This is a genomic window from Pseudarthrobacter sp. SL88, from assembly GCF_026672455.1.
Taxonomy (GTDB): Bacteria; Actinomycetota; Actinomycetes; order Actinomycetales; family Micrococcaceae; genus Arthrobacter.
The window spans coordinates 2702380-2713512 of the sequence record NZ_JAPPRD010000001.1 but is presented as its reverse complement, the minus strand read 5'-3'; the positions used below and the strand labels follow the sequence as shown (position 1 = coordinate 2713512).

Annotated in this window: 12 protein-coding genes; 8 read left to right on the top strand and 4 right to left on the bottom strand. The window is 65.3% G+C overall.

Annotated features, from left to right (window positions below):
- The first annotated feature begins 59 nt into the window (after positions 1-59).
- The 4 genes from OVA06_RS12265 to OVA06_RS12250 are packed head-to-tail and all read left to right on the top strand — an operon-like array spanning position 60 to position 4240.
- Positions 60-1019: an aldose 1-epimerase family protein gene (locus tag OVA06_RS12265; RefSeq protein ID WP_268158578.1), complete on the top strand. Its 960-nt coding sequence runs from the start codon at positions 60-62 to the stop codon at positions 1017-1019.
- 9 nt (positions 1020-1028) lie between these two features.
- Entirely contained in the window at positions 1029-2354 is a 1326-nt protein-coding gene (locus OVA06_RS12260) for an AI-2E family transporter (protein ID WP_268158576.1), read from the top strand.
- Between the two features lie 3 nt (positions 2355-2357).
- Entirely contained in the window at positions 2358-3596 is a 1239-nt protein-coding gene (ilvA, locus tag OVA06_RS12255) for a threonine ammonia-lyase (RefSeq protein ID WP_056081962.1), read from the top strand.
- 20 nt (positions 3597-3616) lie between these two features.
- Positions 3617-4240: a rhomboid family intramembrane serine protease gene (locus OVA06_RS12250; protein ID WP_261620623.1), complete on the top strand. Its 624-nt coding sequence runs from the start codon at positions 3617-3619 to the stop codon at positions 4238-4240.
- A 76-nt stretch (positions 4241-4316) separates the two neighbouring features.
- Here OVA06_RS12250 and greA read toward each other — a convergent pair whose 3' ends face one another.
- Together greA and OVA06_RS12240 are read right to left on the bottom strand one after the other, a co-directional pair.
- Positions 4317-4811, bottom strand: a complete 495-nt coding sequence (gene greA, locus OVA06_RS12245; RefSeq protein ID WP_056081957.1) for a transcription elongation factor GreA — start codon at positions 4809-4811, stop codon at positions 4317-4319.
- A gap of 142 nt (positions 4812-4953) precedes the next feature.
- Positions 4954-5430 carry a DUF4307 domain-containing protein gene (locus tag OVA06_RS12240; protein ID WP_268158573.1) on the bottom strand — a complete coding sequence of 159 codons (477 nt, stop codon included), beginning with the start codon at positions 5428-5430 and terminating at the stop codon, positions 4954-4956.
- Between the two features lie 126 nt (positions 5431-5556).
- Between OVA06_RS12240 and mca the strand changes: the two genes are divergently transcribed.
- On the top strand, positions 5557-6462 hold the full coding sequence (gene mca, locus OVA06_RS12235) for a mycothiol conjugate amidase Mca (RefSeq protein WP_268158571.1): 906 nt from the start codon (positions 5557-5559) through the stop codon (positions 6460-6462).
- 97 nt (positions 6463-6559) lie between these two features.
- Positions 6560-6895, top strand: coding sequence for a hypothetical protein (locus OVA06_RS12230; RefSeq protein ID WP_268158569.1), 336 nt, complete (start codon positions 6560-6562; stop codon positions 6893-6895).
- Between the two features lie 34 nt (positions 6896-6929).
- Here the strand turns inward: OVA06_RS12230 and trhA are convergent, their stop codons facing one another.
- Positions 6930-7592: a PAQR family membrane homeostasis protein TrhA gene (gene trhA, locus OVA06_RS12225; protein ID WP_261620622.1), complete on the bottom strand. Its 663-nt coding sequence runs from the start codon at positions 7590-7592 to the stop codon at positions 6930-6932.
- Between the two features lie 227 nt (positions 7593-7819).
- Between trhA and OVA06_RS12220 the strand changes: the two genes are divergently transcribed.
- Entirely contained in the window at positions 7820-8581 is a 762-nt protein-coding gene (locus OVA06_RS12220; protein WP_156368420.1) for an isoprenyl transferase, read from the top strand.
- A gap of 238 nt (positions 8582-8819) precedes the next feature.
- Positions 8820-10238, top strand: a complete 1419-nt coding sequence (locus OVA06_RS12215) for a PhoH family protein (protein ID WP_056081945.1) — start codon at positions 8820-8822, stop codon at positions 10236-10238.
- A 229-nt stretch (positions 10239-10467) separates the two neighbouring features.
- Here OVA06_RS12215 and OVA06_RS12210 read toward each other — a convergent pair whose 3' ends face one another.
- Entirely contained in the window at positions 10468-11115 is a 648-nt protein-coding gene (locus tag OVA06_RS12210) for a GNAT family N-acetyltransferase (protein ID WP_268158567.1), read from the bottom strand.
- Between the last annotated feature and the right edge of the window lie 18 nt (positions 11116-11133).

Here is an 11133-nt window from a genome sequence, read left to right as displayed (position 1 = left end):
GAACAAAAAGCAACATTGACCGTTCGGCGCGACTGGTGGCGCGCGGTACGGTAAGGCACATGACCCAGTCTTCGTCCCAGGACGCCACCACCAGTCCGCAGTTGCGCGCCTTTGCCTCAGGTCGCCAATACGAACTTCGCCGCGGCGACGCCGTTGCCGTCATCACCGAGCTCGCCGCCGGACTCCGCTCCTACAGCCGGGGCGGCGTGCTCCTGACCGAGACCTACGGCGATGACGTCATCCCGCCCGGGGGCGCAGGAATCACCCTGGCGCCCTGGGCCAACAGGGTGGAGGACGGCGCCTGGGTCCTGGACGGCAAGAAGCAGCAGCTGGACATCACTGAGGTATCCCGGAACAACGCCAGCCACGGCCTGCTCAGAAATGTCGGTTACACCCTGGTGGACGAATCGCCATACTCCGTTTCCCTGGAAGCCACGGTCTTTCCGCAGCACGGGTACCCGTTCCTGGTGCGGCACCTCGTGCGGTACGAGCTGACCGCAGACCTGGGACTCGCAGTCCGCCAGAGCCTGACCAACCATGCCGCAGCAGCTGCGCCGTTCGTCCTCGGCGCGCACCCCTACCTGCGGCTGGGAGACGCACCGGCCGAGGAACTGGTACTGACCGTCCAGGCCGACACCCAGCTCATCGCCGATGAGCGGTTGATACCCCGCAGTTCCGCACCCGTGGACGGCGACACCGACTTCCGCGCCGGCCGCACCATCGGCGGCCTCAGCGTCGACGTCGCACTCACCGGCCTCGGGTATGAGGATGGCAAGGCCCGCCACGTGCTGGCCGGTCCGGACGGACGCAGCGTCAGCCTCTGGCAGGACGAATCCTGCCAGTACGTCCACGTCTTCGTCAGCACGGTCTACCCCGGCCGCAGCCGGGCGCTCGCCGTAGAGCCGATGACCGGTCCGGCCAACGCCTTCAACTCCGGTGACGGCCTGCGCTGGCTCGAACCCGGGGAGTCCTTCGCCATGGAGTGGGGAATCGACTACCACGCCGCCACGGGCGGTTAGAGTTTCCTTATGACGCCCAATGAGGACGACGCCACCCAGTCCAGGCCATCTCCAGCCCCCGCCGCGGCGGCACCCCTCCGCGTCCTGACGGACCGTGAGCTGGACCGGGACATCCCGTACGGTGTGCGGATTGCCGCATCCTGGTCCTGGCGCCTGGGCCTCATCCTCCTGATGGCCGGCACGCTGATCTGGCTCCTGAGCCACATCACCTTCCTGATCATCCCGGTGATGGTGGCGGCGCTCCTCGCGGGGCTGCTGAGCCCGGTCACGGTCTGGTTGAAGCGGCGCGGACTGCCCGCCGGCCTTGCCGTCGCCGTCACGGTCCTAAGCTTTATCGCCGTGATCTCCGGTGCGCTGGCCCTCGTCGGCCGGCAGTTGGTCATCGGCTTCGGTGAATTGTGGCAGCAGGCGCTCGAAGGCGTGCGGCAGGTCCAGACGTGGCTCTCCGACGGGCCGCTGCACCTGACGGCGGCCCAGATCGACCAGTACGTCAAGGAAGCCAGCGACGCACTGCAGAACAACAGCAGCAGCATCCTCAGTGGCGCCCTCTCCTTTGGCAGTACCGCCGGACACTTCGCCGCCGGATTGCTCCTGGCCCTGTTTATCCTCATTTTCTTCCTGCTCGAGGGAGACCGGATCTGGGCGTTCCTGGTGCGGCTGCTTCCGCGGCGGGCGCGGGCCGCCACCTTCGGCGCCGGACGCAAGGGCTGGGCCTCCATGGTCAGCTATGCACGTATCCAGATGTTCGTTGCCGCTGTGGATGCGATCGGCATCGGCGTGGGCGCCGCGATCATCGGTGTCCCGCTGGCTCTTCCCCTGGGCGTGCTGGTGTTCCTGGGTTCATTCATCCCGGTGGTGGGTGCCCTGGTGACCGGTGTGATTGCCGTCCTGCTGGCGCTGGTTGCCAACGGCCCCGTGAATGCGCTGATCATGCTCGCCATCGTCCTTGCGGTCCAGCAGCTGGAAGGCCACATCCTGCAGCCGCTGGTCATGGGCAAGGCCGTTTCGCTCCACCCGGTAGCCGTTATCCTCAGCGTTGCCGCCGGTTCGTACCTTGCCGGCATCCCGGGTGCACTGTTTTCCGTACCCATCCTGGCCGTAGCAAACTCGGCCATTCGCTACATCGCAGCCAGAACATGGGAACATGAACAGGTGCCGGTGATTGCCGGGAGGCCCCTGACAGCTCCGGCTGGCGAGGACAACACCATTGAAGACGTTGAACCGCCCAAGGACTTTGGCGGCGAAGGCGGCACGTCTGCCGGCACCACAGCTGAACACCGCGGTGCCCACTCCGCATCCCATCGGGGCGCCGGGGACGAACCAAGAGGAGAGTAGTACGTGAACATCCTGCAAACCCTTCCCGTCACGCTGGACGATGTCCTTGAGGCGCAGAAGCTGCTTGACGGGATTATTGCGCGCACTCCAGTGGAATCGTCCCGTGCGCTGGGCGCGCAGGTGGGCGGCGAGGTCTACTTCAAATGCGAGAACCTCCAGCGCGCAGGGTCCTTCAAGGTCCGCGGCGCCTACGTCCGCATGGCCCGCCTGTCGCCCGAAGAGAAGAAACGCGGCGTCGTGGCGGCGTCCGCAGGTAACCACGCCCAGGGCGTTGCCGTGGCAGCGAAAAGCCTGGGGATCAAGGCCCGCATTTACATGCCCCTCGGTGTTGCGCTGCCGAAGCTCGCAGCCACCCGCAGCCACGGTGCCGAAGTGATCCTGCACGGCCACAACGTGGACGAGGCGCTGGCCGAGGCCCAGCGGTACAGCAACGAAACGGGGACAGTCTTCGTCCACCCCTTCGACAACGTTGATGTGGTGGCCGGCCAGGGCACTGTTGGCCTGGAGATCCTCGAGCAGATCCCCACCGTGGACACCGTCCTGATGGGCGTTGGCGGCGGCGGTCTCCTGGCCGGGGTCGCCGTCGCCATCAAAGCCCGGGCCAAGGAACTCGGCCGGGACATCCGCATCATCGGGGTGCAGGCGGAAAACGCCGCGGCCTACCCTCCCTCCCTGGCCGCCGACGCCCTGGTTCCGCTGAAGAAGGTGTCCACCATGGCTGACGGCATCGCCGTGGGCCGGCCAGGGCAGCTGCCGTTCAGCATCATCCGCGAACTCGTGGACGACGTTGTGACGGTCAGCGAGGATTCGCTGGCCCGTGCGCTGATCTTCCTGCTGGAACGCGCCAAAATGGTCGTGGAGCCCGCCGGTGCTGTCGGCGTAGCAGCCCTGATGGACGGCAAGATCGAAAACCCGGGGACCACCGCCGTCGTACTGTCCGGCGGCAATATCGACCCCATGCTGATGCTCAAGGTCATCCAGCGCGGCCTTTCCGCAGCCGGGCGATACATGACCGTCCGCATGATGCTGGATGACCGTCCCGGCTCGCTGGCAACCATCGCCAGGATCATCGCCGAAAACGATGCCAACGTCACCGGCCTGGACCACACCCGCGTGGGTGGCTCCATCAGCATGGGCGACGTCTCCATCACCGTGAACCTCGAGACCAAGGGCCACCAGCACGGTGAGCAAGTCCTCAGCGCGCTCCGTGCCGAAGGATTCCAGCCCATCGTGGTGCACTAGGAGTACGCGTGGCTGGCCTGATGCGGAGCGGGGACTTCCGGGAGCGGCAGACGACGGCGGCGCGCGCCAAGGGCGGGCTGCTCGTCCTGGGCGGGTTCGTGGCACTCCTCTTTGTCATTGAGCTGTTCAACACGCTGACGCTGGGGTCGCTGACGCGCACGTTCGGACTGCGGCCCCGGAGCGCGGACGGGCTCCTCGACATCTTCACGTTTCCACTGCTGCATGCCAACCTGAACCACCTGCTGTCCAACAGCCTGCCGCTCATCATCTTTGGCTTCCTGGTGTTCCTCTCCGGTCTCCGGGTTTTCCTGACTGCCCTCGCGCTCAGCTGGCTGGGATCGGGAATCACCGTCTGGCTGATCGGCGACGGCGGAATCACCGTAGGCTCCTCAGGCCTTGTCTTCGGACTCTTTGCCTTCCTCCTGGTCCGCGGCTTCTTCAACCGCAGCTGGAAACAGATCCTCCTGGCCGTGGTCCTGTTCATGGGCTATGGCAGCATCCTGTTCGGCCTGCTGCCCATCGTGTCCGGCCTCGTTTCCTGGCAGGCCCACCTTGGCGGAGCCGCCGGGGGAGTGGTTGCCGCACTGATCCTCCGCCCGCGTTCGGGCGCCGACAGGCAGCGGGACCGCGCAATTCCCCTGTAGCTGCCGCCCGATCAGCGAAAACAGAAAAGCGCCTGCCGCCCCAAGGGCGGCAGGCGCTTTGGCAGCTCAGGAAAAACTAGGCTGCGTAAGGCTTTGCGGACAGGATTTCCACCTTGATGTCCTTGCCGTTGGGCGCAACGTAACTCAGCGTCTCGCCTTCCTTGTGGCCAAGGATGGCAGAACCCAGGGGGGACTTCTCGCTGAAGACGTCCAAATCCGAATCGCCGGCAATCTCACGGGATCCGAGCAGGAAGGTCTCTTCGTCCCCGGCAATCCGGGCCACTACGATCATGCCGGGCTCAACGATGCCGTCATCGGCGGGAGATTCACCCACGTGGGCGTCCCGAAGCAGCACAGTCAGCTGGCGGATGCGGGCCTCGATCTTGCCCTGCTCTTCCTTGGCAGCGTGGTAGCCGCCGTTTTCCTTGAGGTCACCCTCCTGGCGGGCAGCGTCGATCTTCTGGACAATATCCGCCCGGCCGGGGCCGGAAAGGTGGTCCAGCTCTGCCTTCAGGCGGTCAAAAGCTTCCTGGGTGAGCCAGGCTGCAGCTGCGCTGTTGGTGGTAGACACGGACTTCTCCTCTAGTGGTCCTACATGCAAAAGACCCCGCCACGGTGGCCACTTGTGGAACAGCAACCAGCTCAGCGGGGTGAAGGTATTGATCCATTGTAGTCAAACCCCCGGATTTATCCCAACAAGCAAGCGGCCCACATCACACCTTCTGGCCGGATCCGTTCGTGGCCCAGCAGCTGTCCACAACGCCGGACACGGACAGCGACTCCGTGCGGACCGTGACCCGCTGGGAAACCGTCCTGCCGCCGTCGGCCGTTCCCTGTGTTCCCTCAGGAGCATCGGCGGGAATGTCCACCACCTTCCAGCCAACTACCGCGTACCTGGAATCGAGGGCCTTCACGGCGCACTTGACGGGAGTGCCGGGCTCGCGTGTCACCTGGAAGTCCACCTCGGCCACGGTGGCATCAGGTGTGCTGTAACCGACGTCCTTGAAGCTGACCGCCGACAGTGAATTCGACGTGGAGACCCATGCCAGGAAACCAATACCGACGGCGAGGGCCCCGCCCGCGATGGCGCGCTTGACGCCGGGCGTCAGGCTGCGCTTTTGGCCACCATATCGATTGGCTAGGCTAGAGTCTGCGGGCGCGGATGGGGCCGGCTGGTCCGGGGAAGTCACCAGACCAGTTTAGTGCCCATCCTGTGGTGGCCAATTGCACCGGCCATGACGGCGCTGTCCGTCCGCCCGCATACCGCCACAACCCTGCACCGCCACACACCACGAAGAATGAGGAGCCGTCCTTCCATGACAGCGTCCAGCACATCCCCGGCACCGCTTCGGCTGCTCGCAGTGCATGCCCATCCGGATGACGAGTCCAGCAAGGGCGCTGCCACGATGGCCATGTACGCTGCCGCCGGCGTAGAGGTCATGGTGGCCACCTGCACCGACGGATCGCGCGGCGACATCCAGAACCCTGCCGTGGAAGGCGAGCCGCACCCCAAGCGGGACATGGCGGGCACGCGGCGCCTGGAGATGGACCGGGCGGCAAAGATCCTTGGCATCCGGCAGCGCTGGCTGGGGTTCGTGGACTCTGGCCTGCCCGAAGGCGATCCGCTTCCGCCCCTTCCGGCAGGCTCCTTCGCCACGCTGCCGCTGCACCATGCCGCGGCACCTCTGGTGCGGCTGGTCCGGTCCTTTAAGCCGCACGTCATCCTCTCCTATGATGAGAACGGCGGCTACCCCCACCCGGACCACATCATGGCGCACAAAGTGGCAGTGGAAGCGTTCGATGCCGCCGGCGATGCCGGCAGGTACCCCGAAGCGGGGGAGCCCTGGGAGCCCGGAAAGCTGTACTACGACCGCGCGTTCAGCCCGGAACGCTTCCGTGCGTTACATTTCGCGCTCGAGGAAGCCGGGCTGCAGTCACCGTATGCGGAACGCCTCGCAGCGTGGCTGGAGTCCGATGCGGAGGGGCACACTCCGCCGCCCGCAGCACATGCCACCACCACGCAGGTGGATTGCGGAGACTTTTTCGAGGTGCGCGACGACGCCCTCCGCGCCCACCGCACGCAGGTGGACCCCCTGGGGTTCTTCTTCGCCGTGTCAGCAGACATGCAGCGGCGGACCTGGCCATGGGAGGACTACTCCCTGATCAAGTCGCGGGTCTCCTCCGAACTGCCCGAGACGGACCTGTTTGCCGGGCTAAGATAGAAACGGCAGCGATTTCTATGCCGCGTAGAAGTGAGCCTCCAGCGCTTCGGGCGTGACATATGTCCGGCTGCAACCCGATCCTTTGAAGGTATTACACGTGCAAAACTTGCTCCTCAGACTGGCCACAACCCCCACGCCGATGCCCACTCCAACCCTGCGCGACGGGATCACGGAGGACCAGGTGACGCCCGGCTTGCTGGGCTTCATCATGACTGCCTTTTTCGTTGTGGCCACGGCGCTGCTCATCGTGGACATGGTCCGGCGGATCCGGCGCGTCCGGTACCGGGCGCAGGTGGAGGAGGAGCGCATCGCTGCTGCTGCCGAAGCGGACATCGAGGCTGAGGAAGCCCGCGAAGAACCCACGGCTCCGCAGGCATCCCGGGACACCAATGGAAACGGCTCCACCCAGGGCAACTCCCTGCCACGGGATTAGGCGCTTCCCCACGGACCCTGGCGGGGCGTAACGGTCAGCCCAGTACGGCTATGGCGATGGCCGTGAAATGGGCGGCGAAGGCAAAGACCGTGAAGGCGTGGAAAAGCTCGTGGAAGCCGAAGTGGTTGTAACTGAAGTTCGGCTTTTTCAGGGCGTAGAACACAGCCCCCGTGATGTAGAGCGCGCCGCCCACGCAGATGAGGATGGCTGCTGGAACGCTCGCCTGGAAAAACTGCGGCAAGTAGAACAGCGCGCCGCATCCCAGCGCAATGTAGATGGGCACGTACAGCCAGCGCGGCGCATCAGTCCACAGCAGCCGGAACAATACCCCCAGGATGGCGCCGGACCAGATGATCCAGAGCAGGAGGACGGCCTGCTGCCGTTCCAACAGGGTCCAAGCCAGGGGAGTGTAGCTGCCGGCGATGACCAGCATGATGTTGGTGTGGTCGAGCCGCTTCAGGACCCGCTTCACCACCGGTGACCAGTTGCCGCGGTGATACACGGCGCTGACGCCGAACAGCAGCACGCCAGTGGCGGCGTAGATGGCCGATGTGATTTTTCGGTCGGCGGTGGGGGCCAGGATCACCAGGACGATACCCGCGGCCAGGGCAAACGGGGCCGCTACGGTGTGGATCCAGCCGCGCCACTTCGGTTTGATCATCAGCAGCTCGGCCAGCCGGACGGCGGCATCGTCCATCGGAGTGTTTTCCGGCGGAGCGGGCTTTTCATCCTCCGGTTGCGGCGTGCGCGGAGCCTCGGAAGAGTCGCTGTTCATGAGTCCAGAATAACCTACGTTCCGGTAAGTTACTCATCGGTAACTGCGCTTGCAGCCCCCCGCGGGGCCCCTTCGGCCGGCATGCGCCGCCCGGGCGGTAGCCTAGGATGTGCAAGTACGAACAGCGAGGAAGTCAGGTGAGTGGACGCGTGGAGTTGCCCGGGTTCCTCTACGGCTATTACGAGCGGCGGCTGCTCAAGGACCTTTCCCGGGACCGCATCCCGCGGCACATCGGTGTGATGGTGGACGGGAACCGTCGCTGGGCCAAGCAGTTCAATGCACCCACAAGCCAGGGCCATCAGGCGGGCGCGGATAAGATCCATGAGTTCCTGGGCTGGTGCCAGGAGCTCGGCGTCAAAGTGGTGACGCTGTACATGCTGTCCACGGACAACATGAACAGGTCCAGTGAGGAACTGGACCTCCTCATGGGCATCATCGCCAACACCCTGGACCGGCTGGACGAGGACGAGAACATTTCCGTTCACGCCATGGGTGCGCCGGAGCTGCTTCCCGGCTACCTTGCCGAGCGCCTGAACAAACTGACGGCACGGACGCCCGTCCACGAAAAGATCCATGTCAACGTGGCCGTGGGATACGGCGGTCGCCGGGAGATCGTGGATGCAGTCCGTGAACTGCTGCATGACGCCGTGGCCAAGCGTGCCGACATCAACCAGCTTGCCGATGAACTCAGCGTTGATGACATCTCGCGGTACCTCTATACCCGCGGCCAGCCTGACCCTGACCTGGTCATCCGCACCTCCGGCGAGCAGCGGCTCTCCGGGTTCCTCATGTGGCAGAGCGCCTACAGCGAGTTCTATTTCTGCGAGGCCCTCTGGCCGGCGTTCCGCAAGGTCGACTTCCTGCGGGCACTGCGGGATTACGCGGGCCGGCAACGGCGCTTCGGCTCCTGACACTCCCGGTTCACCCGGTGTTCACAACACCGCAACAGGAATCGCCGCGTAATGGTTGCGGAAATGCCGGGGGGTGGATTTACGTTATATCCATCAGCAGGCAAACCGCCGGCTGATCGGGGAGGCCAGTACATGGAGCGGAACATCGCACCGGTTGTATGGGAGGCCGGACCCGGCCTCATGGCCGAGCCGCCTCACCAATAACAAGGCCGGGCTGGGGCCCGGGGCTGGAGTCGATGTGGCTACTTCTGAAAAACTGCATGAGGTCCTTTCAGGCCAGGCAGGAACAGCTACCTCTCGCACTGTGCGAGCCACTGAAAAAACCGGCGCAGCAACTGATGCTGCGGCCGGTTTTGCCGTCTCCGGAAGGGATTCCCTGATCCACACCTTCGTGATCGACACCTCCGTCCTCCTCTCGGACCCCCGGGCGCTGCTGCGGTTCGCAGAACACGAAGTCATCGTCCCCATCGTGGTCATCACTGAGCTCGAAGCAAAGCGCCACGACCCCGAACTGGGCTACTTCGCCCGCACGGCCCTGCGGCTCCTCGACGACCTGCGGGTCAAGCACGGCGGCCTGAACCAGCCCATCCCCATCGGGGACGACGGCGGGACCCTCACTGTGGAGCTCAACCATATCTCCGCCGAGGTGCTTCCGCTCGGGTTCCGCAGCGGCGACAACGACAGCCGCATCCTCGCCGTTGCGAAGAACCTCGCCAACGAAGGCAAGAACGTCACCGTGGTGTCCAAGGACCTGCCGATGCGCGTCAAGGCCTCAGCGATGGGGTTGACAGCGGATGAGTACCGCAACGAGCTGGTCAAGGACTCCGGCTGGACCGGGGTTGCCGAAGTCGAGGCCAACGAGGAGGAGATTTCCACCCTCTACGGCCACGAACCGGTGTTCATTCCCGCGGCCGCGGAACTGCCGGTCAACACCGGGCTGGTCCTGCTGTCCAACCGGGGCTCCGCCCTGGGCAGGGTGGGTGCCGACAAGCAGGTGCGCCTTGTCAAGGGCGACCGGGACGTGTTTGGACTTCATGGCAGGTCCGCCGAGCAGCGGCTGGCCATCGACATGCTGATGGACCCTTCCGTCGGCATCGTCTCCATCGGCGGGCGGGCCGGCACCGGCAAGTCGGCCCTGGCCCTGTGTGCGGGCCTCGAAGCAGTTCTGGAACGCCGCGAGCACCGCAAGGTGATCGTATTCCGTCCCCTCTACGCCGTGGGTGGCCAGGAACTCGGCTACCTGCCCGGCTCCGAGTCCGAAAAGATGAACCCCTGGGCCCAGGCCGTCTTCGATACGCTGGGCGCGCTCGTCAGCCAGGAAGTGGTGGAGGAAGTCATGGACCGCGGAATGCTCGAGGTCATGCCCCTCACCCACATCCGCGGCCGTTCCCTGCACGACGCATTCGTCATCGTGGACGAGGCCCAGTCCCTCGAAAAGAACGTCCTGCTGACAGTCATGAGCCGCATCGGCCAGAACTCGAAGATCGTGCTCACCCACGACGTCGCCCAGCGGGATAACCTCCGCGTCGGCCGCCACGACGGAGTCGCCGCCGTCGTCGAAACCCTGAAAGGCCACCCGCTCTTCGGCCACATCACGCTCACCCGCTCGGAAAGGTCCCCGATCGCAGCCCTGGTAACGGAACTCCTAGAGGGGTAGCTGGGTGTGCGCGGGTGCCCCTTCCCCTGCGTGCTGGCTCGTTCCTCGCCTCTGACGCACGCTGCCGGAAGGCGCACCCGCGCACACGTCCGGTTCGAGTCCTTCGTGTAGGAGCGCATCGCCGACTAGAGCGGTGTGCAGGTCGCCCAGCGACCGAAGCAGCGCGTCGGGAGGTGTCTAAGCGACGGCGAAGGACTCGGGGCGGACGAGCCGAACCACTGGCCTGCACTCAGGTGACGTGCAGGAACTTGGCCGCTGCTTCGTGGCCTTCTACCTGGAGGGTCCAGTCGGGGCGCTTGAAGGTTTCGGGCGTGACCCGGACTTTCTGGACCGTCTCCACTTGCGTGCCCCACGCCTTCCGGGTGGTTCCGTTGGGCTTGTAGCCGAGGGCGCGGGAGACGCCGAGGGAAGCCGCGTTCCAGTCCGCGGCTTCGGATTCGGCCACGTCGGCGCCCAGCCAGTCGAAGGACCAGAGCACGACGGCGGCACGCATCTCTGCGCCCAGGCCCCGGCCCTGCACGGACTGCTTGAGCCATGATCCGGTGGAGACGGTCTTCAACAGTGCGAAGTCCTTGGCGCCCACGTCCTGGCAGCCGATGAACTGCCCCTCGTGCCAGATACCCAGGAGCAGAGTCCAGGACTCCGGGGTGCATTCGGCGCGGAGACGCCACTGCCACTGGGCCATCCGCGGCCCCATTTCCGCCAGCGGAGCCTCTGCCCATGCCGTGCTGAAGGGGTTCCGGCCGGGTTCGTGGATGCCGCTGCGGGCGGCGTCGACGGCTGCCGGGATGTCCTGTTCAGTGACGGGCCGCAGCTCCAGCCGTGGAGTGGTCAGCTTCAGGTCGTACAGCGGCCAGATGGAGCTCATGCTAATCATCCGCGAAGCCTAGCCGAT